21 protein-coding genes and 1 pseudogene are annotated in these 25485 nt (G+C 59.5%); 7 read left to right on the top strand and 15 right to left on the bottom strand.

Translation table 11 applies throughout. From position 1 onward, the window contains the following. The 7 genes from NUX24_RS04710 to nasR all read right to left on the bottom strand — a co-directional run bounded on the left by NUX24_RS04710 (nt 1) and on the right by nasR (nt 12315). Nucleotides 1-1407 carry a YchO/YchP family invasin gene (locus NUX24_RS04710; protein ID WP_257830122.1) on the bottom strand — a complete coding sequence of 469 codons (1407 nt, stop codon included), beginning with the start codon at nt 1405-1407 and terminating at the stop codon, nt 1-3. Nucleotides 1408-1454: 47 nt separating this feature from the next. Then, nucleotides 1455-3980 carry a nitrate reductase gene (locus NUX24_RS04705; RefSeq protein WP_257830121.1) on the bottom strand — a complete coding sequence of 842 codons (2526 nt, stop codon included), beginning with the start codon at nt 3978-3980 and terminating at the stop codon, nt 1455-1457. Beyond that, nucleotides 3977-7963 (bottom strand): nitrite reductase large subunit NirB, encoded by a 3987-nt coding sequence (gene nirB, locus NUX24_RS04700; protein WP_257830120.1) that lies wholly within the window; start codon nt 7961-7963, stop codon nt 3977-3979. The genes NUX24_RS04705 and nirB overlap by 4 nt, the downstream gene beginning before the upstream one ends. 13 nt (nt 7964-7976) lie before the next feature. After that, nucleotides 7977-8765 (bottom strand): ABC transporter ATP-binding protein, encoded by a 789-nt coding sequence (locus tag NUX24_RS04695; protein ID WP_257830119.1) that lies wholly within the window; start codon nt 8763-8765, stop codon nt 7977-7979. Nucleotides 8766-8774: 9 nt separating this feature from the next. Beyond that, the gene (ntrB, locus tag NUX24_RS04690; protein WP_257830118.1) at nt 8775-9653 is read right to left on the bottom strand and encodes a nitrate ABC transporter permease; all 879 of its coding nucleotides are present in this window, start codon (nt 9651-9653) and stop codon (nt 8775-8777) included. 2 nt (nt 9654-9655) lie between these two features. Continuing rightward, on the bottom strand, nt 9656-10903 hold the full coding sequence (locus NUX24_RS04685) for a CmpA/NrtA family ABC transporter substrate-binding protein (RefSeq protein ID WP_257830117.1): 1248 nt from the start codon (nt 10901-10903) through the stop codon (nt 9656-9658). A 227-nt stretch (nt 10904-11130) separates the two neighbouring features. Beyond that, nucleotides 11131-12315, bottom strand: a complete 1185-nt coding sequence (gene nasR / locus NUX24_RS04680) for a nitrate regulatory protein NasR (RefSeq protein WP_257830116.1) — start codon at nt 12313-12315, stop codon at nt 11131-11133. Between the two features lie 72 nt (nt 12316-12387). On the opposite strand from nasR, the gene NUX24_RS04675 reads away from it, so the two are divergent. From NUX24_RS04675 to NUX24_RS04665, 3 genes are all read left to right on the top strand, one after another. Further along, entirely contained in the window at nt 12388-12741 is a 354-nt protein-coding gene (locus NUX24_RS04675) for a DsrE/DsrF/TusD sulfur relay family protein (RefSeq protein ID WP_126328771.1), read from the top strand. Between the two features lie 106 nt (nt 12742-12847). Then, nucleotides 12848-14632 (top strand): methyl-accepting chemotaxis protein, encoded by a 1785-nt coding sequence (locus tag NUX24_RS04670; protein ID WP_047651178.1) that lies wholly within the window; start codon nt 12848-12850, stop codon nt 14630-14632. A 193-nt stretch (nt 14633-14825) separates the two neighbouring features. Next, complete coding sequence (locus NUX24_RS04665) at nt 14826-15065, top strand: DUF1883 domain-containing protein (protein WP_010432930.1); 240 nt, start codon at nt 14826-14828, stop codon at nt 15063-15065. A 30-nt stretch (nt 15066-15095) separates the two neighbouring features. Here the strand turns inward: NUX24_RS04665 and NUX24_RS04660 are convergent, their stop codons facing one another. Continuing rightward, on the bottom strand, nt 15096-15791 hold the full coding sequence (locus NUX24_RS04660) for a gamma-glutamylcyclotransferase (protein WP_126328772.1): 696 nt from the start codon (nt 15789-15791) through the stop codon (nt 15096-15098). A 178-nt stretch (nt 15792-15969) separates the two neighbouring features. Beyond that, nucleotides 15970-16200, bottom strand: coding sequence for a putative cation transport regulator ChaB (gene chaB, locus NUX24_RS04655; protein WP_023312121.1), 231 nt, complete (start codon nt 16198-16200; stop codon nt 15970-15972). A 270-nt stretch (nt 16201-16470) separates the two neighbouring features. Here chaB and chaA point away from each other — a divergent pair, with 270 nt between their 5' ends. Continuing rightward, entirely contained in the window at nt 16471-17571 is a 1101-nt protein-coding gene (gene chaA, locus NUX24_RS04650; RefSeq protein ID WP_023312122.1) for a sodium-potassium/proton antiporter ChaA, read from the top strand. Between the two features lie 88 nt (nt 17572-17659). On the opposite strand, the gene kdsA is transcribed toward chaA, so the two are convergent. The 6 genes and pseudogenes from kdsA to hemA form a co-directional block, all read right to left on the bottom strand. Then, nucleotides 17660-18514 carry a 3-deoxy-8-phosphooctulonate synthase gene (gene kdsA / locus NUX24_RS04645; RefSeq protein ID WP_029741601.1) on the bottom strand — a complete coding sequence of 285 codons (855 nt, stop codon included), beginning with the start codon at nt 18512-18514 and terminating at the stop codon, nt 17660-17662. Between the two features lie 36 nt (nt 18515-18550). Continuing rightward, nucleotides 18551-19360, bottom strand: a complete 810-nt coding sequence (gene sirB1 / locus NUX24_RS04640; RefSeq protein ID WP_023312124.1) for an invasion regulator SirB1 — start codon at nt 19358-19360, stop codon at nt 18551-18553. Nucleotides 19361-19401: 41 nt separating this feature from the next. Next, nucleotides 19402-19491 (bottom strand): annotated as a pseudogene (locus NUX24_RS04635) (siroheme synthase); the annotation flags it as partial. 2 nt (nt 19492-19493) lie between these two features. After that, nucleotides 19494-20324, bottom strand: coding sequence for a peptide chain release factor N(5)-glutamine methyltransferase (gene prmC / locus NUX24_RS04630; RefSeq protein ID WP_126328773.1), 831 nt, complete (start codon nt 20322-20324; stop codon nt 19494-19496). After that, a complete protein-coding gene (gene prfA, locus NUX24_RS04625) occupies nt 20324-21406 on the bottom strand; it encodes a peptide chain release factor 1 (protein WP_021240360.1) in 1083 nt (360 codons plus the stop codon). The genes prmC and prfA overlap by 1 nt, the downstream gene beginning before the upstream one ends. Nucleotides 21407-21447: 41 nt before the next feature. After that, entirely contained in the window at nt 21448-22704 is a 1257-nt protein-coding gene (gene hemA, locus NUX24_RS04620; protein ID WP_023335999.1) for a glutamyl-tRNA reductase, read from the bottom strand. 201 nt (nt 22705-22905) lie between these two features. Between hemA and lolB the strand changes: the two genes are divergently transcribed. The 3 genes from lolB to prs all read left to right on the top strand — a co-directional run bounded on the left by lolB (nt 22906) and on the right by prs (nt 25456). Continuing rightward, complete coding sequence (lolB, locus tag NUX24_RS04615; protein ID WP_047651182.1) at nt 22906-23517, top strand: lipoprotein insertase outer membrane protein LolB; 612 nt, start codon at nt 22906-22908, stop codon at nt 23515-23517. Further along, nucleotides 23514-24383 (top strand): 4-(cytidine 5'-diphospho)-2-C-methyl-D-erythritol kinase, encoded by an 870-nt coding sequence (ispE, locus tag NUX24_RS04610; protein ID WP_257830115.1) that lies wholly within the window; start codon nt 23514-23516, stop codon nt 24381-24383. Before lolB ends, ispE begins: the two co-directional genes overlap by 4 nt. A 125-nt stretch (nt 24384-24508) precedes the next feature. After that, a complete protein-coding gene (gene prs / locus NUX24_RS04605) occupies nt 24509-25456 on the top strand; it encodes a ribose-phosphate diphosphokinase (protein WP_003856663.1) in 948 nt (315 codons plus the stop codon). Nucleotides 25457-25485: the final 29 nt, after the last annotated feature.

Here is a 25485-nt window from a genome sequence, read left to right as displayed (position 1 = left end):
TTACTCCTCCGGCAGAAGCTTCCAGCGCGGGTCGTTGTCCGGTAACGCGACCAGCGGCTGCACGACGGTCAGCACGATCTCATTGGACGAGACGCGCTGGCCTTTCTCATCTTCCACCACCGCCGACAGGTGCCAGCGGTTTGTCGCCCCTTCACTGTCATCCCAGGCAGGCATAATCACGCTCCAGCCGTCGCTGCTGTTGCTTTTGGGCGGCGACGTCAGGCTCAGCGCCTGCGTATCCCCCTGCCAGTGGATCTGACGAATGCCGTGCGTGCTGCGAACCTGAAGCTTCAGCATAACGGTCTCGCCCCCTTTCAGATCCCACGGCGGCGTCGCCAGCCAGACGGACAGCGTTTTACGCTGGCGGAACTCCATCACCGGCAGGCTATTGCGCTCCGGCGAGTCGTAGCGGCTTCCGCGCAGGGAGCGCGTGGCGGCGACTTCACCGGCGGAAAGCTGCTTCAACAGCGGCACGCCAAAGCGATAGTTGACCTTCAGCCCGAGGTTATTCTGGCTCGCGCCACTTTCGCCCTGCTTGTGCGCGGCGGTCAGGGTGACCAGCGGAACGGGGGTATAGTTAAGCCCCAGATTCACCGCCACCGGATTGTGATAGCCGGTTCCGCTGTTGAAGAGATCGACGTTATCGCCGAAGTATTGCTCGAAGCTCACGCTGGTATTCAGATGATGGAACCACGGCAGCCAGGCTTTCGCGGTGACGTCATAGCCGCGCGCCATCCGCTGCTCCTGGACGTCGGAGCGATCGCGCCAGCCGGCAAAGGGCTGATAATAGTTGGCTGACAGGCGCAGATTTTCCCCCCACGCTTCTGCGCCCAGCCCGGCACGCTGCAGGTTTTCATCCAGCAGGTTATCGTAAAACGTGTTGTAACCCAGCAGCCATTTTCCCGCCACCCAGCGCTGGCCTATACCAGCGTTACTGACCAGGCCATCCGTCTGCTGGGTCAGGCCAAGCTGGCTCCAGCTCAGATAGCGGTTGTTATCGTTCCAGGGGATAAACCAGCTCCCGCTGCTGCCGTTAAATTTGCCATCGTTATCCACCAGCAAGTTCACGCTGGCGTTCCCCCAGGGCGAAAGCCAGGACTCAATCTGCTGGTTCACTTCGCCGCTCACCGCGTCGCGCACCTGGCCAAACGCAAACTGACGCGCCTGCTCGCCCGTTGTCAGGCCGTTGTCGGTCATGCTGGCCTCACCGAAGGCTTTCGCCATTTCGGCCAGGTGTTTTTCCCCCTCGCCCGTTGGGGCGGCCATACCGAGGTCAGGCAAACTATCCCCGTTATTATCGAAGGGATTTTGCGCCTGATGCATAAAGGAATTCGGCGCACCGTGAACGGCTCCGACCGTAACAAGGGAGAGTAATAACAGCAAACGAATGCGGGACGATACAGCCATCAACGTCGTAAATAAGAACCTGTGTTTATGAATAAACTCCTATTATGTTAACGCGATAAGACTTGAAATGCAGTTCTGGCGGACATTTCAGGATTATCCTGAAACAGCCCTTTCAGCTCCGGCACGCAGGAACCACAGTTCGTACCACAGCGCAGCGTCGCCCCCAGCGCGGTGACGGAATCACATCCGCCGACGATCGCCTCCCGTATCGCATTCTCCCCGACGCTGAAACAGCTGCAGATGATGCGTCCCGGATCAGCCGCCTTCCCGACGCTCTGTCCGTTCAACAAGGCATGGCGTTCTGCGAGAAGCACGGGTGGGGAATGAAAAGCGGCTTCAATCACCGCATGCGCCAGCGCCGGTAACGCGGTGCCCTCCCAGAAGCCCAGCATCAGCCGGCCTTCATGCCAGGCCAGCACGCTGCTGCGTTCACCGGTTTGCGCAACCTGCAGCTGCCAGCCCTGAGCGCTGGCGTATTCCATTACCCACGGCAGCAGCGGCTGATCGCCCGCCACCGTCAGGCGTGAGGCTTTACGCCACCAGTAAGCCGAAGAGGGCATTTCCGGCCATTCCCGGGCATAGAGTTCCCCCTGCCAGGCGGGCTGCCAGGGCAGGATCCTGACGGCGGTTTGTTTACTCTCCGGCTGGCCCGAAACCGGATCGCAGCGCCCTTCCACCAGCGCATTCACCTTTCCCTGGCGGGCAAACCCGGCGTTCCAGTGCATCGGGGCAAACGCCTCGCCTTCCCGTATCCCGTCGCTGACGCACACTCTTGCCACCATCACGCCGCGCGGAGAGCTGATGCGCGCCAGCTGGCCGTCGCACAGGGAAAAGCGAACGGCGTCTGCGGGGCAAATCTCAACAATCGGTTCGGCAATATGCTGCATCAGCCTCGCCACGTATCCCGTTCGGGTCATGGTATGCCACTGATCGCGGATGCGCCCCGAGTTGAGAATCAGCGGGTATAACGCGCTGACCGTCGCGCCGTGCGACAGAGGGTTAACGGGAACGATGTTTCGGCACGGGAAATCCCCCGTCGGCCACTGCCAGGGCTCAAGCTGCTCCCACTCCTCACGGGTTAGCGCAGCCAGTTCATGAAGATTCAACGCCCGCGCGCCGTCATTTTCAAAGGCCGTCAGCGCCGCATGTTCGCAAAAAATCTCGTGCGGATGTTGCCAGGTAAAGGCCTCGCCGTAGCCCAGCCGTTTCGCCATCTGCGCGACGATCCACCAGTCCGGCTTCGCCTCGCCCGGCGCGGGCAGAAACGCGCGCTGGCGCGAAATGCGGCGCTCGGAATTGGTCACCGTGCCGTCCTTCTCTCCCCAGCCCAGCGCCGGAAAACGGATATGGGCGAACCGGCTGGTGTCGGTATCGTTCATCACCTCAGAGATCATCACCAGCGGGCAGCTCGCCAACGCCTGACACACCGCGTGGCTGTCCGGCAGCGACACGGCGGGGTTAGTGCCCATGATCCACACCGCCTTCACCTCGCCGCGGGCAATGGCGTCAAACAGCTCCACCGCCATCAGGCCCGGCGTCTGCGCCAGCCGTTCTGTTCCCCAGAAACGCGCCACCCGCGAGAGGTCGTCCGGCTCAAAGTTCATGTGCGCCGCCAGCTGGTTCGCCAGCCCGCCCACTTCCCGTCCGCCCATCGCGTTTGGCTGTCCGGTCAGCGAAAACGGGCCGCAGCCCGGACGGTTGAACTTCCCGCTGGCAAGATGAACGTTAATGATGGCGTTACACTTGTCGCTGCCGCTGGCGGACTGGTTGATCCCCATCGTGTAGAGCGTAATCGCGCGATGCGCGGTGACAAACCAGTCGTAAAAGGTAGCAATCTCCTCTGACGGAAGGTCGCAAAACGCCGCCACGCGGGCAATCGGCCACTCCTCATCACCCTGGATCAGATTGAGTAACCCGACAAACAGCCCGGCGTCGCTGCCGGGGGCGAGCGCCAGATGCAGATCGGCTATATCGCAGGTGGCGGTGCGGCGCGGGTCAATCACCACCACCTTCATCTGGGGATTGCTGTGCTTTGCCTGCACCAGCCGCTGATACAGCACCGGATGCGTCCAGGCCGCGTTCGAGCCAGCCAGCACCACCAGATCGCTGTTTTCCACATCCTCATAGCTGCACGGCACCACGTCTTCACCAAATGCGCGCTTGTAGCCCACCACCGCCGAGGACATGCAGAGCCGGGAGTTGGTATCGATGTTTGCCGCACCGATAAACCCTTTCATCAGCTTGTTGGCGGCATAGTAATCCTCGGTCAACAGCTGGCCGGAGGCGTAAAACGCCACCGCCTGTGGCCCCCATTTATCGATAATCTCCCGCAGGCGCTCCCCTGCCGCGCTCAGCGCCTGCGCCCAGTCCATCTCAAGGCCGTCAACGACCGGGCGCAAAAGCCGCCCCTGTAAGCCCGTCGTCTCCCCCAGGGCCGATCCTTTCACGCACAGGCGGCCCAGGTTCGCAGGATGGGTTTCATCTCCCCGAACGCTGACCGCTTCACCTTCCACGCGGGCGACCACGCCGCAGCCCACCCCGCAATAGGGGCACGTTGTCCGGGTTTCCGTCATGAGGCCTCCGCACGCATCACCAGGGCATCATTTCCAACCCACACTTTGCCATTTTCAATTTTCACTGGCCAGGCGCGCACCGCGGGTTCGCCGTTCTCAACCTGACAGCCGTCGCGCAGGCGAATGCGCTGCTTATAGAGCGGTGAAATCACCACCGGCTCGCCCGCCACATCGCCAAGAATGCCACGGGAAAGCACGTTCGCATCGCCGCCCGGCTCCCGATCGTCGAGGGCGTAAACGGTTTTGCCAAAGCGGAAGAGCGCAATCGGCTTACGTCCAAGCCGCGCGCCGATGCCCGCCTGCTCGGGGATATCGTCGATGCCGCAAATTTCCTGCCAGCGCTTGCTTTCATCCGGCGCGGTGTCGTTCACCGTCGTGCGGAACAGCGCCAGGCGGTTGGGATCGCTGAGCGTGGTCTGCCATTCGCACTGGTAGGTTTCCACCACCCGGGCCATCTCCTGCTCCAGCTCGTGGGCGATGCCGAGGCTGTCGTTGAGGATCACCTCCCGCAGATAGTCGAGACCGCCTTCCAGGTTGTCCATCCAGGTGCTGGTGCGCTGCAGGCGATCCGCCGTGCGGATGTAAAACATCAGGAAACGGTCGACGGTGCGGATCAGCGTTTCGTCGTCCAGATCGCTGGCGAAGAGATCCGCGTGGCGCGGCTTCATCCCGCCGTTGCCGCACAGGTAGAGATTCCAGCCCTTATCGGTGGCGATGACCCCCACGTCTTTACTCTGCGCCTCGGCGCACTCGCGGGTGCAGCCTGAGACCGCCATTTTGATTTTGTGCGGCGCGCGCAGGCCCTTGTAGCGGTGCTCCAGCCGGACCGCGAGGCCGGTGGAGTCCTGCACGCCGTAGCGGCACCAGGTCGACCCGACGCAGGATTTCACCGTGCGCAGGGATTTCCCGTAGGCGTGTCCGGTTTCAAAACCGGCCTCCACCAGCGCCTGCCAGATTTCTGGCAGCTGTTCGAGGGTGGCGCCAAACAGGTCGATACGCTGTCCGCCGGTGATTTTGCTGTACAGGCTGTAGCGTTTCGCAATCTGCCCGATGGCAATCAGCCCGTCGGCCGTCACTTCCCCTGCGGGCATGCGAGGCACGATGGAGTATGTGCCGTCCTTCTGGATGTTGGCGAAGTAGCGGTCGTTGGTGTCCTGCAGCGGCAGGTGCGCCGGTTTCAGCAGATACTCGTTCCAGCAGGAGGCGAGTACCGACCCCACCAGAGGCTTGCAGATCTCGCATCCGTGCCCCTGTCCGTAGCGGCTAATCAACTGGTCGAAAGTGCGGATATGGTTGACCCGCACGAGGTGGTATATCTCCTGGCGCGAGTACGGGAAGTGCTCGCAAATGTCCTTTTTCACCTCCACGCCCTGCTCCGCAAGCTGGAACTCCATCACCTGCTTCACCAGCGCGCTACATCCCCCGCAGCCGGTCGCCGCTTTGGTGCACTGCTTAACGGCGCCGATATCCGCCGCGCCCGCGCTCACCGCCCGGCAGATGTCGCCCTTACTGACGTTATGACACGAACAGATCTGCGCGCTTTCCGGCAGCGCCGCCACGCCCAGCGCTTTTGGCGCGCTGCCTGACGACGCGGGTAAAATGAGCGTTTCCGGCTCTTTCGGTAGGGCTATCCCGTTGAGCATCATCTGCACCAGCGTGGCGTACTCGCTGGCATCGCCCACCAGCACGCCGCCGAGCAGCGTTTTACCGTCGTGGCTGACCACGATTTTCTTGTAGACTTGCTGCGGACCGTGCGTCCACTGGTAGCTCAGCGCCCCCGGGGTGCGCCCGTGCGCGTCGCCGAACGAGGCCACGTCCACGCCGAGCAGCTTGAGCTTAGTACTCATATCCGCGCCGGTGAAGGTTTTATCCTCTCCCGCCAGCGCGGCGGCGGCTACTCGCGCCATCTGATAGCCGGGCGCGACCAGTCCGAAGATTTTCCCCTCCCACAGGGCGCATTCGCCGATGGCCAGCACGTCCGGATCGGAGGTCTGGCAGCCGTCGTCAATGCAGATCCCGCCGCGTTCGCCGATAGCCAGCCCGCTGCTGCGCGCCAGCGCGTCCTGCGGACGGATGCCCGCCGAAAAGACCACCATGTCCGTTTCCAGCTGTTCGCCATCGGCAAAGCGCAGCACCAGCCCGCCGTCCGCGGTGGCGATCTCCGTCGTGGCTTTACTGGTGTGAACGCCGACGCCCAGCGCCTCGATTTTCTTGCGCAGCATCGCCGCGCCATCGCTGTCGAGCTGAACCGCCATCAGGTTGGGCGCAAACTCCACCACGTGGGTTTCCAGCCCGAGCTGCTTCAGGGCATTCGCCGCCTCCAGTCCGAGCAGGCCGCCGCCGATCACCACGCCGCGGCGCGAGCCCGCCGCATGTGCAGCAATGCTGTCCAGGTCGTCAAGGGTGCGGTAGACAAAACAGCCCGGCAAATCGTTGCCCGGCACGGGCGGAACGAACGGGTATGAGCCGGTCGCCAGCACCAGCTTGTCCCAGTGGGTCTCATGCCCGCTGGCGGTGCGCACCACGCGCGCGTCGCGATCGATAGCGACGATCTGCTGCGACAGGCGCAGCTCAATGCCGCTGTCGGCAAAGAAATACCCCTCAACCAGCGAGAGCGACGCCGCGCTGCGGCCGCCAAAATATTCCGACAAATGCACGCGGTCGTAGGCGGCATAGCGCTCCTCGCCAAAGACGACGATCTGATACTGCTGATGCAGATTGTGCTTAACGCAGTCTTCGAGGAAATGATGGCCGACCATACCGTGCCCAACCACCACCAGAGTAGGTTTTGTCATAGCATTCTGTCCTGCAACCTGCGGTTGCGTAGTGAAACGATCGAACAGCCAGTCCGCGTGGGCGGGCGTGGCCGTTGCCAGTAAATCGGTAAACGTTGCCGCGCTGCGGCAGTCGCCCATCAGCAGCGCGCCAGCCAGCGCCCCCTGATGGATCAATAAACGACGATAGTGGCGGGTCAGCGGATCCCATGCGCTCCAGACCACGTCGCCCTCCTGCTCCGCCGCGCGGCCGAGGCTGAACAGCTCCACGCCCGTCACCTTCAGGCGCATCCCGCTGTCGGTCAGGGTAAACGGCGCGGTGGCGTCCCCGGCCAGCCGCGCGGCGAGGATTTCCGCCTGCGCCAGGCAGGGGGCGACCAGGCCAAACGTCTGCCCGTCAATTTCGCAGCACTCGCCGATGGCGTAGACGTTTGGTTCGGAGGTTTGCATCTGGTGATCCACCACGATGCCGCGCGCGCAGCGAATGCCGCTGGCCTGCGCCAGCGCGACGCTGGGCTGCACGCCGGTCGCCAGCACCACGCGCAAGGCGGCGACACGGCGTCCGTTGAGCAGCGTCACGCTATTTCCGCTCACCGCTGAGATGCCCGAGGCGAGCTCACAGCGCACGCCCCGCGCCGCCAGAGCCTCTTCCAGCAGCATTCCCGCCTGCCGATCAAGCTGCTGCTCCATCAGCCACGGACCGCGATGAACAAGCGTGACGTTGTCACCTGATCGCGCCAGCGCCGCCGCCGTCTCAACCCCGAGCACGCCACCGCCCAGCACCACCGCCGGACCGGCGATCGCCCGAATGGCCCGCGTATCCTCCAGGGTGCGGAACGTGAACACATGCGGCGCATCGCAGCCGGGGATTGGCGGAATAAAGGGCGTTGATCCGGTGGCAAACACCAGCGCATCCCAGCCCAGCGTGCGGGCGGTGGTTTGCACTTCCCGCGCGTCCACGTTCACGGCGATCGCCTTTTCACCCCGCAGCACCGTCACGCCGCGCGACTGGTACCAGTCGTCATCCTGAAGGGAGATGTCTGCAGCCTGCTTTTCACCGCCCAGCACCGGCGAAAGCAGGATGCGGTTATAGGCATGCTCCGGCTCGTCACCGATGACGGTGATAGCGAAACGACCGGCAGCACGCCCGGTGAGCGAGGCAATCAGCCGCGTGGCCGCCATGCCATTTCCGATAATGACCAGTCGCATCAAAGCCCCCTCATTACGCCGCTTTCGGCTGCTTTTCATAGAGGAAATGAAGGATCTGCTGGCGCATGTGGTGATAGCGGCTGTCGTCGGCAAGCTGCACCCGGTTGCGCGGGCGCGGCAGATCGACGCGCAGGATCTCCCCGACGGTGGCCGCCGGGCCGTTGGTCATCATCAGCACGCGATCGGAGAGCAGCACCGCCTCGTCCACGTCGTGGGTAATGAGCACGATCGTGGTGTTCAGCGCCTGCTGGATCTGCATCACCGAGTCCTGCAGATGCGCGCGCGTCAGGGCATCGAGCGCGCCGAAGGGTTCATCCATCAGCAGGACTTTCGGCTTCATCGCCAGCGCGCGGGCAATACCGACGCGCTGCTTCATGCCGCCGGAGATCTCTCCCGGGCGCTTGTGCAGGGCGTGCCCCATCTGCACGCGGTCGAGATTGTGTTCAATCCACTCCCGGCGCTCCGCCTTGCTCATGCTGTGGCGGAACACGTGATCGACCGCCAGGGCCACGTTGTCAAAGCAGGTGAGCCACGGCAGCAGCGAATGGTTCTGGAAGACCACGGCGCGCTCCGGACCCGGCCCGGCGATTTCGCGGTTGTCGCAAATCAGCCCGCCTTCCGTCGGCAGGGTAATACCGGCGATGAGGTTCAGCAGCGTCGATTTGCCGCAGCCGGAGTGTCCAATCAGGCTGACGGTTTCGCCCTCTTGGATATCAAAAGAGACGTTCTGCAGCGCCAGAAACTCGCCGCTGGCGGTGGAAAAACGCTGGCTCACGGCCTGGACCTGAATTAATGGTTTCATGTTCGCTCCTTATTTTTCCTGCCAGCTAAAGCGACGGGCGATCAGCATCAGCCCCTGCTCCAGCAGCAGCCCGACCACGCCAATGATGACGATGGCGATGAGAATGTTTTCGACGTTGAGGTTGTTCCACTCGTTCCAGATCCAGAAGCCGATCCCTAAACCTCCGGTCAGCATCTCGGCGGCGACGATCACCAGCCAGGCGATGCCGATGGAGAGACGCACCCCGGTCAGCACCGCGGGCAGCACCGCCGGGAAGAGAATGCGGCGCATGATGGTCCACTCGGAAAGCTGCAGCACCCGGGCCACGTTGAGGTAGTCCTGCGGAATGCGGCGCACGCCTTCGGCGGTGTTGATCACCATCGGCCAGATGGAGCAGATAAAAATGGTCCAGCTCGACGCGGGCTCCGCTTTCTGGAACAGCAGCAGGCCGATGGGCAGCCAGGCCAGCGGGCTAACCGGGCGTAACAGCGCGATCAGCGGGCCGAACATGCGAGAGAAAAAGGTGAAGCGGCCAATCAGGAAGCCGAGCGGGATCCCGACGAGCGCGGCCAGGCCAAAGCCCACCGCCACGCGCTGTAATGAGGCGAGCACGTTCCAGCCGATGCCCATATCGTTAGGCCCGTCGCGATAAAACGGATCGGCGAACAGGGTGATGGCGGAATCGAGCGTGCTGAGCGGCGTCGGGAAACCTTTGCTGTTAATCGCCGCCAGCTGCCAGAGCACGGCCAGCAGTCCCAGACCGAGAAACGCCGGGATGATGCGCTGAAGGATCGCGTTAATCCGACGCGCAAACGTCGGCGTACGGCGGCGAACCTGCACCGGAGGCAGGACACTCACCTCCCCACTCTCCGGCGTCTCGTGTGAATTCGTCTTTTGCAGATGCTGCATAATCAGGCCCCTTTACGGTGAATGGCGAAACGGCTGGCGTATCCTTCCGGGTCGGTACCGTTCCAGACAGTGCCGTCCATCAATGTGCTGCTGCGCAGTGGTGAAGTCGGTGTGGTAATGCCCCCCACCGCCGCGGCGGCATCCTGCCAGACCGCCGTCTGGTTAATGCGCTGCGCGATGCCCGCGTAGTCCGGTGCGGATTTGAGCAAGCCCCAGCGGCGGAACTGGGTTAAGAACCACATGCCGTCGGAGAGATACGGGTAGCTGACGGCCCCCTCGTTGAAGAAGCGGATCGGGTGCGCGTCCTGCCAGCGCTGGCCCAGGCCGTTATCGTACTCGCCGAGCATGCGTCCGGTGAGATACTGTTCCTTGCAGTTGAGCCACGCCCGGCGGGAGAGGATCTGCGCGGTCTCGCGTTTGTTTTCCGGGGAGGCTTCGATCCAGCGCGCCGCCTCCATCACGGCGCTCACCAGCGCCCGCGCGGTGTGCGGGTTTTTCTCCACCCAGTCGCGGCGCGTACCGAGTATTTTTTCCGGATGATCGGCCCAGATGGACTGCGACGTGGCGGCGGTAAAACCGATGCGGTCGTTGATGGCCCGGGCGTTCCACGGCTCGCCGACGCAAAAGCCGACCATGTTGCCAATGCGCATGTTCATCACCATCTGCGGCGGCGGCACCACCACCGTGCGCACGTCGTCAAAGGGGTTAATGCCCGCGCTGGCCAGCCAGTAGTAGAGCCACATGGCGTGCGTCCCGGTCGGGAATGTGTGCGCGAAGGTATAGGTGCCGGGCGCCTGCTGCCCAATCAGCTTTTTCAGCCCGTCCAGGTCGCGAACGCCCTTCTCCGCCAGATCGCTTGAAAGCGTAATCGCCTGGCCGTTCTGATTGAGCGTCATCAGGTTCGCCATCTGCTGCGGCTTGCCGGCGATGCCCAGCTCCAGGCCGTACAGCAGGCCGTAGAGAATGTGCGCGGCGTCGAGCTCGCCCGCCACCAGCTTGTCGCGCACCGCCGCCCAGCTCGCCTCTTTGGTGGGCACGATGGTAATACCGTATTTTTTATCAAAGCCTTTCAGCGCCGCGATAACCACCGGGGCGCAGTCGGTCAGCGGGATAAACCCAATGCGCACCGTTTCCTGCTCAGGATTATCCGAGCCTGCCGCCCATGCGGCCTGCATGACACCCGGTAACAGCATTGCGCCACTCGCCAGCACGCTGGCCTGCAAAAAACGCCGTCTCGACAAATCCGCCATGACCACTCCTGAAAAAAACCAAAAAAAAAGCGCCCACGATGCCGAAGCACCAGTGGACGCCTTTATCCCGAAGACGCATGCGCCGCCGTTGGCGCATCGTCAAAAATGGTTAATCTGATAATGCAAAGTGAATGCCAGGTTTTAACCCACTGTTTCCGGCGTGCTAACCGAATTCCCCTCGCCTGCACGCACCTTAATCAGGCACAAAATGCCCGCTGACCGTGCAGCTACTCCTTTGGTATTACCTGCCATAAATTCTTCACCATCAGCAGCGCGCGGGCGATATCCACCATCCTTTGGTTCTTGTCCATCGCCATTTTGCGCAGCGCCGTCCAGGCCTGTTCCTCACTCATATTCTGGTGGGTCATCAGCACGCTTTTCGCTTTATCAATGACTTTGCGCTCTTCAAGCGTGTCGCGCAGCGATGCAAGCTGGCGCGAGAGCTGTTCTATCTCGCGCGCCTGCTGGCGCACCAGGGTGAGCAACGGTTTTTCCGGATACTGTATCAGCGGATCGTCCCGCTCATCGGCGGGAGGCACGTACGCATCGTTACGGTAAATACGCTCCTCCACCGCCGTCATCAGATCGGCGATGAGCGTCTCCTCCAGCGTGCGCAGATGCTCAAGGCGCGCGGTTTGCAGAGCAAACCAGGCCAGAGCGGTAAGGCCATCATCCGCGGCAGGCTGGCGGGTACAGGCTACGCGCCGGAGTTGCTCCGTTTCACGATCGGGCTGGCAGTGCAGGGAAAAGGTGGTCTGGACGTCAGCATGGCTGTGCGAAAGAAAGATCTCAAAGCAGGCCTGCTGCCCGTCGATGCGGTCAACCAGCCTCTGGCGAGTCACATCATCGAAAAAGCCCTGCGTGAAGCCAATCGCCCCCAGCGCCCGCTCCTGTCCCGCCAGCTCTTTCCCCTGCATCAGGCTATAAAGGGCAACAAAACGCCCGGCGATTTGCGGATCGTCAATGCTGTCATTGAGCTGCGGCACGATACTGAGCAGATGGCGAAGCATTCGGGAGTAGTGTTCCATCGCCTGCGGCGCCGTTACCGTTTGCTGAATAACACCGTCGCGCAGCGCGGGAAGCATATCAAGGCTCTGAAGCGCGCCGCCGATACGTTCACAGACGCTACTTCCCGCTATCGGCGACTGTTTTTCAAGAATGGCATAAAGTGCAGCGAGGTTTTCATCCACCAGCGCCCGGCTGGCTTTGCATTCGGGGGCGTAAAGCTTACCCTGTGAGCAGAGCCAGACGTTGGACGCCCCACGCTCGCACTGTAACATGTGCACCAGTTGGCTAATGCCGTGCACAAGTACGCCCAGCTGTGCCAGCTTGCTGAGCTGCTCCCGGCGCATCATCCTTGCGCGCTCGAGCCATTCGGCAGCGCCTGGCGAAATGCCAGCCATTAATGTCATGCTTACTCTCCAGAATAGCGAAACTCGGGAAAGCTAAGCAATATTCGTGCCTTTCTAAGAACAGGAGTCAACATGCAAAATATTGTGATCGTCGCCAACGGTGCGGCTTACGGCAGCGAATCCCTTTTCAACAGCCTGCGCCTGGCGATTGCGCTGCGTGAAAAAGAGAGTGGCCTGGCGTTACGACTCTTTTTGATGTCGGACGCGGTCACCGCGGGGCTGAAAGGTCAAAAACCGGCAGAAGGCTATAACATTCAGCAGATGCTGGAGATCCTCACCGCGCAAAACGTGCCGGTGAAGCTGTGCAAGACCTGCACCGACGGCCGCGGCATTACCGGTCTGCCGCTGATTGATGGCGTAGAAATCGGTACGCTGGTTGAGCTGGCCGAGTGGACGCTGTCCGCCGATAAAGTATTAACTTTTTAATAATAAACCCGTAAAAATATTATTTTCTTATGGACGCGGTTTCAGCATCAAGTTTACCTGCGGGGTTGCCGATAGGCATGGAAACAACACAGCAGGTATTTCACTTATGTTCAGATCGATTCGTGCACGCATCATCGCGACGACGGCAGGCTGTCTGGTCGTCGCCCTTCTCCTTAACACCGTTATCAACTTCCAGGTCACGCGCCAGGATAACCAGCAGTCCCAGCGCGATATTCTGACCAGCACCAGCGCCAGCCATAACATGGCGATTGCCGACTGGGTAAAAAGCAAGATGTCGGTGATCGCCTCCGCGCAGACCGTTGCGCTGAGTGACGACCCGGTTCCGGTGTTTAAACAGCTTGCGCAGGCGGGTGGATTCACCAACGTCTATGTTGGCTACGCCAGCAAAACGGCGAAATTCTCTGAACCGGCGGGCGTTCCGGCGGACTATGACCCCACTATTCGCCCGTGGTATCAGCAGGTGGTCAGCACGGACGGTCCGGTTGTCACCGCGCCCTACGTTGACGCGGGGACCGGTAAACTGGTGGTCACCTTTGCGGTGCCGGTGAAAGAAAATGGCACGCTAAAAGCGGTGGTGGCGGGCGATGTGGCGATGGACAGCGTGGTGGCTAACGTGCGCGGGATCCATCCAACCCCGGCCAGCAGCGGGCTGCTTCTGAACAGCGACGGCAGCGTGATTGCCGCTAACGATCCGGCCCTCACACTGAAACCGTTTGGTGAGACGATCAAAGGCATTGATTTTGCTGCGCTGAAAAGCGGTAACCTCGTCGACGGAACGCTGAACGACGCTGAAAAAACCTTCGTGGCGACAGCCGTGCCGGGCACAAACTGGCTGTTAGTCGTCGCGCTCGACAGCGGTGACGCCACCTCCGGCATGCGTTCCCTGCTTAAAGCCTCGGGGATTTCGCTGGTGATCCTCGCACTGCTGAGCGGCGCCATTGTGCATTTCCTGATTGCCCGCCTGCTCAAGCGTTTGTCCGACATTCGCGACGCGATGCACAACATTGCTAACGGGACTAACGATCTGTCCCAGCGCCTGCCGGACAGCGGCGAAGATGAGGTTGCGCAGATTGCGCAGGCCTTTAACGCCTTCAGCGATAAGCTGTCGGTAGTGATGGTGCAGCTCCGTGACGCCAGCGAATCGGTGAAAAACGCCGCGCAGGAGATTGCCGCAGGTAACCAGGATCTTTCCGGACGTACCGAGCAGGCGGCATCCAGCCTGCGCGAGACGGCCAGCGCCGTGGAGCAGATCACCGCCTCCGTGACCCAGTCGAATGAATCGGCGGCAGAAGCGAACGATCAGGCGAGCAAAGCCTCAGCGGCCGCGGCGCGCGGCGGCGAGGTGGTATCGCAGGCGATCAGCACCATGCAGTCTATTGAAGTCGCGTCGGCAAAAATTGGCGATATCACCAGCGTGATTGACGGCATTGCTTTCCAGACCAACATTCTGGCGCTGAACGCCTCCGTCGAGGCGGCGCGTGCGGGTGAGCAGGGGCGCGGGTTTGCCGTCGTAGCAGGCGAAGTGCGTAACCTGGCGAGCCGTAGCGCTCAGGCGGCGAAAGAGATCAAATCCCTGATCGATTCCACCACCGACAGCGTGGCGACCGGCTCCCGCTACGTGCATCTGGCAGGGGAAAGCATGGATGAGATCCGCTCCAGCATCGGAAGCGTCTCAGGCATCATGCGCGAAATCTCCATCGCCACCAGCGAGCAGATGAAAGGGATTCATGAGATCAACCACGCGGTGACCCATCTCGACAGAATGGTTCAGCAGAACGCCGAACTGGTGGTGGAATCCGCCGCCGCCGCGGGTGCCCTGCAGAGCCAGGCGGGCGACCTTGCTGAAACAGCCGGGCATTTCCGCATTTAATCTTCTTCCGGAGCGCGTTTAGCGGGTAAAACGCGCGCCAGCCTAAATTTTGAGGAATTTTGTCATTTTTGTTTAATCGTTATGCCATTTTTTGATCAAAATCAGCATCCCACCCCCTCCCCTTTGGTGTTATGCCATGAGTGAATTGTGAACAATATCACGCTCGGGATGGGCAAAATCGACGGGGTAAAAAATGGCACTGGTGAAGACAAGTTTGAAACTGTTTGGCGGGGATACGGTCGTGGTACGTTGCTCAGAACGCTGCCGCATTCATCTCATGAGTTCAAAAGCGCAGAAGCAATCGCAGGCGGATATTCTGACGGTGCAGGATGACAAGGCGTGGCTGACCGTGCCTTATACTGGCACCTGGGATGTGCTGATCGACAGCCACAGCCAGTCGCTGGAGCATTCGGTTAGCTACGTTGCCGCATAAAACGAACGCCCGGTTTAGCCGGGCGTTTTTTCAGGCAAAACCCGGACGTAGCGGGTTATTAAGCAGGTTCCCTTCCAGCAGCGCCTTCACCTTCGCCACCAGCTCATTCAGACAATCGTCCTGCATCCCGAGGCGGGTCAATTCCTGATCGAGGGAGAAGAGATACTGCGCGTTGGTGCCCAGCGGCCCGCTCGCGGCGGCAATCAACGGGGCAATCACCTGCGTGCGGGTATCCGCTTCATACAGCGGATGGCGCGGGTCCATAATAAACACCAGCGCATTGACGGTGCGTCCGTCGTCCAGTTCCAGCTTGCACCAGCTCGGCATATAGCAGCCGGTGATCATCTCGCGCTTCCAGAGCAGCGTAAGCTCCTCTTCCAGCGTGGCATCAGGCAGGCGATACGCCACGCCCGTGGTGCGCCCGCCCTCTTTCAGTGCAAGCATGCGCCCCGGCTGGCACGCGCTACCGCGTCCGGCCGTCAGGCGCAGGCAAAATGCGCGATGCCAGCCAGGCAGCGTTCCCGTTGCCGATTCGACAAATTCGAGCGCCGGGTTCCACATCAGGGAGCCGTAGCCAAAAATCCATACCGGGCCATCATCCGGGCGGCAGGCAAGCGTGGCAGCGAGCGACGCCGCACGTTGTTCAGCTGACCAGAGAAGCGATTCCTCAATAGCACCAAATGCCGTCTTACAATCTGCCTTCATTAAGAAATCACGCGTTAACACTTTACACCTCCGCCACTGCATGCTTCCTTGCGACATCTGTAATTCGCCTTCCCGGCATTTTTTTGCTGGTCATTTTGCCAGCAGTTAAATAACGATAAGCAATTAGCGGACCAGTTGCAATACAACGGAAGTTCAACCGCCTGAAAAGTCAAAATGAAGGCAGCGAATCATTTCACGGCTATTTCTTTTTATGCCATTTATCGTCGTCTCCTTTCTCATATTCATGTTTTACTGCGGCCCAGGCGACCTTGTGGGCCGTCTCTTCACGGCTGGCATCATCCCGGCGATCGTCCTTGTCTTTGTACTGATCCCAGGCGCTGTTAAACGCCTCTTTGTAGATATCCTGCGCGTGAGCGGGCAGCACGTTTTGCACGTTATCCGGTAATTCACGTTTCGCTTTATAGGGCATCACTAACCTCTCTTTTGGTTAAAGAGATAAGTGTGGACGACGATACGCCATGGTGCCACCCGACAATAATTTATGAATACATTACATTTTTAATTTATTGTTATTTAATGATTAATAAATAAAAACACCGCATTATAGACATCAAGAATGAAAATAATGACAAAGGGTAAAATTAAGTAAAAAATAAAGGGTATTTAACAGAGATCTGTTAGTTTAATGACCTCAAAAATCTATCTATAATTACAAGCACCTGCATTGATGGAGAAGCACATGACAGCAACACACGAGGCGGTAAAGACCCGCCACAAGGAGACGTCACTCATTTTCCCGGTTCTGGCACTGGCTGTGCTGCTCTTCTGGGGAAGCAGTCAGTCACTGCCAGTGGTGGTTGGTATCAATATTCTTGCCCTGGTCGGCATCTTAACCAGCGCATTTAGCGTTGTTCGCCATGCGGACGTCCTGGCCCACCGTCTGGGCGAGCCGTACGGATCGTTAATTCTCAGCCTTTCCGTTGTTATTCTCGAAGTCAGCCTGATTTCCGCGCTTATGGCGACCGGCGATGCCGCGCCGACGCTGATGCGCGACACGCTCTACTCGATCATTATGATAGTGACGGGCGGCCTGGTGGGCTTCTCTCTGCTGCTGGGCGGGCGCAAATTTGCGACCCAGTATATGAACCTGTTCGGCATTAAACAGTATCTGATCGCCCTCTTCCCGCTGGCGATTATCGTGCTGGTCTTCCCGATGGCGCTGCCGGGTGCAAACTTCTCCACCGGTCAGGCGCTGCTGGTCGCCCTGATTTCCGCCGCGATGTACGGCGTGTTCCTGTTGATTCAGACCAAAACGCACCAGAGCCTGTTTGTGTACGAGCATGAAGATGACGGCGACGATGATGACCCGCACCACGGCAAGCCGTCGGCCCACAGCAGCGCATGGCATACGGTTTGGCTGATCGTACATCTGATTGCGGTGATTGCCGTCACCAAGATGAACGCTAACCCGCTGGAGACGCTGTTAACCGAGCTGAATGCGCCGGTGGCGTTTACCGGCTTCCTGGTGGCCCTGCTGATTCTGTCGCCGGAAGGGCTGGGCGCGCTGAAAGCGGTGTTGAATAATCAGGTGCAGCGCGCAATGAACCTGTTCTTCGGCTCCGTACTGGCGACGATTTCACTCACCGTCCCGGTGGTAACGCTGATTGCCTTTATGACGGGCAACGAGCTGCAGTTTGCGCTGGGCGCGCCGGAGATGATTGTGATGGTCGCCTCGTTGCTGCTGTGCCAGATTTCGTTCTCAACCGGGCGTACCAACGTGCTGAACGGCGCGGCGCATATGGCCCTGTTTATTGCGTATCTGATGACGATATTTGCGTAATTTTATCCGGTGCGGGCTGAGGCCCTCACTCCAACCCTCTCCCACAGGGAGAGGGAAAACAAAAAACCCGCCGAAGCGGGTTTTTTTATTAGTTGCTGGTATCCAGCTCGTCGAAGCTCTTCACCAGATCGTCAATCGCTTTGATCTGCTTCAGGAACGGCTCCAGCTTGTCCAGCGGCAGCGCGGATGGGCCGTCGCATTTCGCGTTAGCCGGATCCGGGTGCGCTTCAATGAACAGGCCTGCCAGACCAGTCGCCATGCCGGCGCGCGCCAGCTCGGTCACCTGGGCGCGACGGCCGCCGGACGCGGCGCCGAACGGGTCGCGGCATTGCAGAGCGTGGGTCACGTCGAAAATCACCGGAGACTGGCCGGAGACATTTTTCATCACGCTGAAGCCCAGCATGTCGACAACCAGGTTGTCGTAGCCGAAGTTTGCGCCACGGTCGCACAGGATCACCTTGTCGTTGCCACCTTCGATAAACTTATCGACGATGTTACCCATCTGCCCAGGGCTTACAAACTGTGGTTTCTTCACGTTGATAACGGCACCAGTTTTCGCCATCGCCGCAACCAGGTCGGTCTGGCGAGCCAGGAATGCCGGGAGCTGAATCACGTCCACCACGTCTGCCACCGGTTGCGCCTGAGAGGCTTCATGCACGTCGGTGATCACTTTCACGCCAAAGGTCTGCTTCAGCTCCTGGAAAATCTTCATCCCTTCTTCCAGGCCCGGGCCACGGTAAGAGTTGATGGAGGAGCGGTTGGCTTTGTCAAAAGAGGCCTTAAACACGTACGGGATGCCCAGCTTCTGGGTCACGGTCACGTAGTGTTCGCAGATACGCATGGCGAGATCGCGGGATTCCAGCACGTTCATGCCGCCAAACAGTACGAACGGCAGGTCATTTGCTACCTTGATATCACCAATGCTAACCACTTTTTGTTTCATAGGATCGCCTTATTCAGGTGTGAATCGGAATTAAGATTAATGCAGTGTAATTTGTTTGTGCGAGATCGCGTTGATCTGCGCACGAATCATTTCGCTAATGGGGTCTTCCGGACACTGCTCGACGAAATAATTCAAATCGTTCAGCGCCACGTGCTCACAGTCGAGCTGCGCGTAGATCAGCCCGCGATCGCGAATTTCGTACGGATCTTCCGGGTTGAACTGCAGCAGCACTTCGCTGGCGCGCAACGCCAGCTCCATCTGACGCTCTTCCATTAACGCAGACTTCAGCGTATCCAGCAGCTTGCGGATCACTTCTGCGTTATCCGCCTCGTCGAGATCTTCGTTGAAGAGTTCAGCCACCGGGCTGATATTGCCTTTCAGCCACACGTCCAGCGTATGTTCATCCAGCGTGTCGCCGTTGAAAGGATTAATGAGCCACATTTCGCCGTCCAGCCACTCTGCACGCAGGATCATCTGCGTCGGGAAAATGACCGGGACCAGCGGAATATCCAGACGGTGCGCGACCCACAGCAAAATAGAGCCCAGCGCCACGGCGCTGCCCTGACGATTTTTTAAGACCTGGTCCAGCCATAACGCGTCAGACAGGCGATACACGCCCCGCGTGTCGCAGAAACCCCATTCGCCGTAGAAAAGCTCCAGCAGCTTCTCTAATTGCCAGTCTTGCGGGCGAGCCTGATTAATCTCTTCACGCGCCAGGCTGACCAGATTCTCCAGCTCATCGTAGACAAACTGCGACGTAAAATCGTCGCGAATCATCTCAGAAATCAGGATCATGCCATCGCAAAGCGGCACTTTATTAAATTCGAAATCGGCTAAGGACCTCATGACTTACCCCAGTAACGACTGAGCGAACAATGACGCTCAGGCGCGATAAAACTCAAAACGATGTAGATGATAACGCCAAACAGCTTTTCAGTCAGCCATGCGCCTTTATCAGTAAATGGCAGATAGCCTGTTTTCATGGCCACTGCCCCAGCGTCAGGCGTTCGTTGCCGCCGTAGTCGCGGCAGGTTTCGACAGCGGCGTAGCCAGCTTGCGTAAACAGTGCACGCACGGCTTCTCCCTGCGTCCAGCCATGCTCCACCAGCAGCCAGCCGCCGGGAAGCAAATGTTTACGTGACGTTGTCACAATGTGATCGAGATCGGCTAATCCCGCGTTGGCGGCCACGAGCGCCGTCAGCGGTTCGAAGCGCACGTCTCCCTGGGCAAGGTGCGGGTCATTTTCGTCGATGTAGGGAGGATTGCTGACAATCATCGCAAATGAGCGATTCTCCAGCGCGTTGAACCAGCTGCTATGCAGCACCGTCACGTTGCCGAGCCCGAGACGTTGCACGTTACGCTGCGCCAGCGCCACCGCATCGGGCATTACATCCACCGCCGTCACCGTACAGTCGGGCCGCTCGGTAGCGAGCGCCAGCGCGATAGCCCCGGTGCCGGTACCAAGATCGAGAATGCTGCAGGCCGCCGCAGGTAAACGCGCCAGCGCCTGCTCCACCAGACACTCGGTGTCCGGACGCGGGATCAGCGTCGCCGCCGAGACGTACAGCGGTAACGACCAGAACTCACGCTCACCGACAAGGTGCGCCACCGGCTCGCCGGTTTTACGGCGAGCAAGCAGCCCGGCGAGCTGCGCTTCCTGTTCCGCGGTCAGTTCGGTTTCGCCAAAAGCCAGCAGATACGTGCGGGCTTTACCCGCCACATGCTCAAGCAAAATCTCGGCGTCGCGTTTCGGGCTTTCGCTTTCTGAAAGCTCACCGGCAGCCTCGCGTAACCAGCGCTGAAAATCCATTATTCCTGCTCGGACAGCGCCGCCAGCTGGTCGGCCTGGTATTCCTGCACGATAGGCTCAATCAGCATATCCAGCTTGCCTTCCATCACTTCGTCCAGACGGTACAGCGTCAGGTTGATGCGGTGGTCGGTTACGCGGCCCTGCGGGAAGTTGTAGGTGCGGTTACGGTCGCTGCGATCGCCGCTGCCCAGCAGGTTACGGCGCGTAGACGCTTCCGCCTGCTGGCGTTTCGCCATTTCGGCTGCGTGGATACGCGCGCCCAGCACGGACAACGCTTTAGCTTTGTTTTTGTGCTGGGAACGCTCGTCCTGACATTCGACGACGATGCCGGTCGGCAGGTGGGTAATACGGATAGCGGAATCGGTGGTGTTAACGTGCTGACCGCCCGCGCCAGAGGAGCGGAACGTATCAATACGCAGGTCCGCCGGATTGATGTCCGGCAGTTCAGCTTCCGGCAGCTCCGGCATCACCGCAACCGTACAGGCGGAGGTGTGAATGCGGCCCTGAGATTCGGTAGCCGGTACGCGCTGCACGCGGTGACCGCCGGATTCAAACTTGAGACGACCGTACACGCCGTCGCCGCTGATCTTGGCGATAACCTCTTTGTAGCCACCATGTTCGCCTTCGTTGGCGCTCATGATCTCCACGCGCCAGCGACGCGATTCGGCGTAGCGGCTGTACATGCGGAACAGATCCCCGGCAAACAGCGCCGCTTCGTCACCGCCGGTACCGGCGCGCACTTCCACAAACGCGTTACGCTCATCGTCCGGATCTTTCGGCAGCAGAAGCACCTGAAGCTGCTGCTCCATCTCTTCAGAACGCGCTTTCGCATCCTGCAACTCTTCCTGCGCCATCTCGCGCATTTCAGGATCGTCGAGCATCATCTGCGCGGTTTCGATATCTTCCTGAACCTGTCGCCAGTCGGTAAAGCATTTAGAAACATCACTTAACTGCGCGTATTCACGCGAGAGCGCGCGAAAACGTTCCTGGTCCGCAATGGTCCCGGCATCCCCGAGCAGCGCCTGTACTTCTTCATGGCGCTCGTGCAGAGCTTCCAGTTTAGCGACGATAGAAGGCTTCATAGGCGTAAGTGCACCTTGTCTTAGAAAATGGGTATAGGGCGCTATTCCAGCCCGAGGCTGTTGCGCAGAATAGTCAGGCGTTCATCATCCCCGTCACGGGCGGCCTGCTGAAGAGATTTGGTTGGTGCATGGATCAGGCGGTTGGTCAGTTTCCACGCCAGGTCCTGCATAATCGCATTTGCGTCGCCGCCCTGTTCAAGGGCTGCTAACGCTTTGGCAGTCAGGTCATCACGCACCTGTTCCGCCTGCCCGCGGTACTCGCGGATGGTCTCGCTGACGCTTTGCGCGCGCAGCCAGGCCATAAACTCACTGGTTTCCTGCTCGACAATGGTTTCCGCCTGAACCGCCGCCGCTTTACGCTGAGCAAGGTTGTGCGAAATGATGCTTTGCAGGTCATCCACGCTGTAGAGATAGGCGTTAGGCAGCTTGCCCACTTCCGGCTCAACATCGCGCGGGACGGCGATATCCACCAGCAGCATCGGCTGATTACGGCGGGACTTCAGCGCACGCTCCACCATCCCTTTCCCGATAATCGGCAGCGGGCTGGCGGTAGAGCTGATAATAATGTCCGCCTCTTTCAGGCGTTCATCGATGTCGCTCAGGGCTACCACCTCTGCACCCACTTCATCCGCCAGCACCTGCGCGCGTTCGCGAGTGCGGTTAGCGATAATCATCTTTTTCACTTTATGCTCGCGCAGATGGCGCGCCACAAGTTCGATGGTTTCGCCCGCCCCCACCAGCATCACGGTGACGGTAGAAAGGGATTCAAAGATTTGGCGTGCAAGGGTGCAGGCCGCGAAAGCAACAGAAACCGCACTGGCACCAATGTCGGTTTCGGTTCGCACACGCTTCGCCACGGAGAACGACTTCTGGAACATGCGCTCCAGCTCGCTGGCCTTCAGATGTCCTTTTTGCGAATCCGCAAAGGCTTTTTTTACCTGACCCAGAATTTGCGGCTCGCCCAGCACCAGCGAATCCAGACCGCTGGCGACGCGCATCAGATGGCTGACGGCATCGTTGTCCTGATGCCAGTACAGGCTGTTGCGCAGCTCGTCTTCATTGAGATTGTGGTAATCACATAGCCAGCGGATCAGCGCTTCGTGCAGGTTGTCCTGCTCTTCCACGCTTAAATACAGCTCGGTACGGTTGCACGTCGAGAGCACCACGCCACCCTGCACCATAGGCTGTGCAAGAAGGCTATCCAACGCCAGGTCAAGCGTATCCGGCGAAAACGTTACGCGTTCTCGCAGCGAAACCGGAGCCGTTTTGTGGTTGATGCCGAGTGCTAATAGGGTCATGTTGAGCGGGAGTAGTACCAGCGTTAATAAGGTTAGCAGAACGCATCATACAGGATGCGGGAGATCAATAAAAGGGACAGCCCCCTTTCGGAGTAATAGGTTACACAACCCTTTGAGATAATTTGAACGTAGACGGTAGCCCCCTTCGACGCTAGCATTAACAGTTATAACTGCAACGTATCTCAAGGATTTGTCCTCATTATGACCCGACTGATTCGCCTGCTGCCGCTGGCAGCACTGGTTCTGACCGCCTGTACCGTCACCCAACCAAAAGGCCCGGGCAAAAGCCCTGATTCACCGCAGTGGCGTCAGCACCAGCAGGACGTCCGTAATTTGAACCAGTACCAGACCCGCGGCGCTTTCGCTTATCTCTCTGACGAACAGAAGGTTTATGCCCGCTTTTTCTGGCAGCAGACCGGTCAGGACAATTACCGCCTGCTGCTGCTGAACCCGCTGGGCAGCACCGAACTGGAGCTTATCGCCAAGCCGGGTGAAGCGCAGATCACCGATAACAAAGGCCAGCACTATACCGCGACCGATGCCGAAGAGATGATTGGCAAGCTGACCGGGATGCCTATCCCGCTCAACAGCCTGCGCCAGTGGATCCTTGGTCTGCCGGGTGATGCCACCGACTACACCCTGGACGATCAATATCGTCTGAGCCAGGTGAACTACACCCAGAACGGCAAAACCTGGAAAGTGGTGTACAGCGCCTATGACAGTAAGAGTAAACCGTCGCTGCCATCGAATATGGAACTGACCCAGGGCAGCCAGCGCATCAAGCTGAAAATGGACAACTGGATCGTTAAATGATGACCCACTGGCCCTCTCCGGCAAAGCTGAACCTGTTTTTATACATTACCGGCCAGCGTGCTGACGGTTATCACACCCTGCAGACGCTGTTTCAGTTTATTGACTATGGCGACACGATCTCCATTGAACTGCGCCAGGACGGGCAGATTTGCCTGCTAACGCCGGTCGAAGGCGTGGCGCATGAGGACAACCTGATCGTGCGCGCCGCGCGTCTGATGATGAAAGCCGCGGCGGAATCAGGACGTCTGCCCGCGGGAAGCGGTGCGGATATCCGTATCGAGAAGCGCCTGCCGATGGGCGGCGGTCTGGGGGGCGGCTCATCCAATGCAGCCACCGTGCTGGTTGCGCTGAACCACCTCTGGGGCTGCGGGCTGTCGCAGGACGAACTGGCAGCCCTGGGCCTGACGCTGGGGGCGGATGTTCCGGTGTTTGTGCGCGGTCATGCGGCCTTTGCCGAGGGCGTGGGGGAAATCCTCTCCCCGGCTGAACCGCCGGAGAAGTGGTATCTGGTTGCCCATCCTGGCGTGAGCATTCCGACCCCGGTCATCTTTAAAGATCCTGACCTGAAAAGGAATACCCCGATTCGGTCAATAGAAACGTTATTAAATTGTGAATTCAGCAACGATTGCGAGGATATCGCAAGAAAACGTTTTCGCGAGGTTGATGCGGTGCTTTCCTGGCTGTTAGAATACGCGCCGTCGCGCCTGACTGGTACAGGGGCCTGTGTCTTTGCTGAATTTGACACCGAATCCGCCGCTCGTCAGGTGCTTGAGCAAGCGCCGGTTTGGCTGCATGGTTTTGTAGCACGCGGGATGAACACCTCCCCCCTACAGCAGGCCATTCTGGCGCAGACTGAGTTTCGGTGACAACGTCACCCTGTTCCAGACGTTGCATCGCGCTCTTTAATACACCGCCTGGATAGCCTTCGCCTGGCCCGCACAGTTTGCGGCGAACGCTATCCACCACTGGACGCATGCCTGAGGTTCTTCTCGTGCCTGATATGAAGCTTTTTGCTGGTAACGCCACCCCGGAACTAGCACAACGTATTGCCAACCGCCTGTACACTTCCCTCGGCGACGCCGCCGTAGGTCGCTTTAGCGACGGCGAAGTCAGCGTACAAATTAATGAAAATGTACGCGGTGGTGATATTTTCATCATCCAGTCCACCTGTGCTCCAACGAACGACAACCTGATGGAACTGGTTGTTATGGTCGACGCCCTGCGTCGCGCTTCCGCAGGCCGTATCACTGCTGTAATCCCTTACTTCGGCTATGCCCGCCAGGACCGTCGCGTCCGTTCCGCGCGTGTGCCAATTACCGCTAAAGTTGTCGCTGACTTCCTGTCCAGCGTCGGCGTTGACCGCGTACTGACCGTTGACCTGCACGCTGAGCAGATCCAGGGCTTCTTCGACGTTCCGGTTGATAACGTATTCGGCAGCCCAATCCTGCTGGAAGACATGCTGCAGCTGAACCTGGATAACCCAATCGTGGTTTCTCCGGACATCGGCGGCGTGGTACGTGCCCGTGCTATCGCTAAGCTGCTGAACGATACCGACATGGCAATCATCGATAAACGCCGTCCGCGCGCAAACGTTTCTCAGGTGATGCACATCATCGGGGACGTTGCTGGCCGTGACTGCGTTCTGGTTGATGACATGATCGATACCGGCGGTACGCTGTGTAAAGCCGCTGAAGCGCTGAAAGAGCGTGGTGCCAAGCGCGTATTCGCTTACGCGACTCACCCGATCTTCTCCGGTAACGCGGTAAACAACCTGCGCAACTCCGTCATTGACGAAGTGGTGGTATGCGATACCATTCCACTGAGCGACGAGATCAAAGCACTGCCAAACGTGCGTACGTTGACCCTGTCCGGGATGCTGGCCGAAGCGATTCGTCGTATCAGCAACGAAGAATCCATCTCAGCAATGTTCGAACACTAATCGAACACGGCCGAAAAACCCGCTGCGGC

The organism is Enterobacter sp. HG048 (genome assembly GCF_024702055.1).
Lineage (GTDB): Bacteria > Pseudomonadota > Gammaproteobacteria > Enterobacterales > Enterobacteriaceae > Enterobacter > Enterobacter dykesii.
The sequence above is the reverse complement of the archived record's forward strand: the minus strand, read 5'-3'. Positions and strand labels throughout refer to the sequence as shown.

Bases quoted from the DNA above. Each gene is read 5' to 3' on its own strand.
- nirB (WP_257830120.1), bottom strand. From the start codon at position 7,963: ATGCGACTGGTCATTATCGGAAATGGCATGGCGGCCACGCGGCTGATT.
- NUX24_RS04670 (WP_047651178.1), top strand. From the start codon at position 12,848: ATGTTCAGATCGATTCGTGCACGCATCATCGCGACGACGGCAGGCTGT.
- chaA (WP_023312122.1), top strand. From the start codon at position 16,471: ATGACAGCAACACACGAGGCGGTAAAGACCCGCCACAAGGAGACGTCA.
- lolB (WP_047651182.1), top strand. From the start codon at position 22,906: ATGACCCGACTGATTCGCCTGCTGCCGCTGGCAGCACTGGTTCTGACC.
- hemA (WP_023335999.1), bottom strand. From the start codon at position 22,704: ATGACCCTATTAGCACTCGGCATCAACCACAAAACGGCTCCGGTTTCG.
- NUX24_RS04685 (WP_257830117.1), bottom strand. From the start codon at position 10,903: ATGGCGGATTTGTCGAGACGGCGTTTTTTGCAGGCCAGCGTGCTGGCG.
- NUX24_RS04705 (WP_257830121.1), bottom strand. From the start codon at position 3,980: ATGACGGAAACCCGGACAACGTGCCCCTATTGCGGGGTGGGCTGCGGC.
- ispE (WP_257830115.1), top strand. From the start codon at position 23,514: ATGATGACCCACTGGCCCTCTCCGGCAAAGCTGAACCTGTTTTTATAC.
- chaB (WP_023312121.1), bottom strand. From the start codon at position 16,200: ATGCCCTATAAAGCGAAACGTGAATTACCGGATAACGTGCAAAACGTG.
- NUX24_RS04695 (WP_257830119.1), bottom strand. From the start codon at position 8,765: ATGAAACCATTAATTCAGGTCCAGGCCGTGAGCCAGCGTTTTTCCACC.
- ntrB (WP_257830118.1), bottom strand. From the start codon at position 9,653: ATGCAGCATCTGCAAAAGACGAATTCACACGAGACGCCGGAGAGTGGG.
- prfA (WP_021240360.1), bottom strand. From the start codon at position 21,406: ATGAAGCCTTCTATCGTCGCTAAACTGGAAGCTCTGCACGAGCGCCAT.
- kdsA (WP_029741601.1), bottom strand. From the start codon at position 18,514: ATGAAACAAAAAGTGGTTAGCATTGGTGATATCAAGGTAGCAAATGAC.
- prmC (WP_126328773.1), bottom strand. From the start codon at position 20,324: ATGGATTTTCAGCGCTGGTTACGCGAGGCTGCCGGTGAGCTTTCAGAA.
- NUX24_RS04710 (WP_257830122.1), bottom strand. From the start codon at position 1,407: ATGGCTGTATCGTCCCGCATTCGTTTGCTGTTATTACTCTCCCTTGTT.
- NUX24_RS04675 (WP_126328771.1), top strand. From the start codon at position 12,388: ATGCAAAATATTGTGATCGTCGCCAACGGTGCGGCTTACGGCAGCGAA.
- nasR (WP_257830116.1), bottom strand. From the start codon at position 12,315: ATGACATTAATGGCTGGCATTTCGCCAGGCGCTGCCGAATGGCTCGAG.
- sirB1 (WP_023312124.1), bottom strand. From the start codon at position 19,360: ATGAGGTCCTTAGCCGATTTCGAATTTAATAAAGTGCCGCTTTGCGAT.
- NUX24_RS04665 (WP_010432930.1), top strand. From the start codon at position 14,826: ATGGCACTGGTGAAGACAAGTTTGAAACTGTTTGGCGGGGATACGGTC.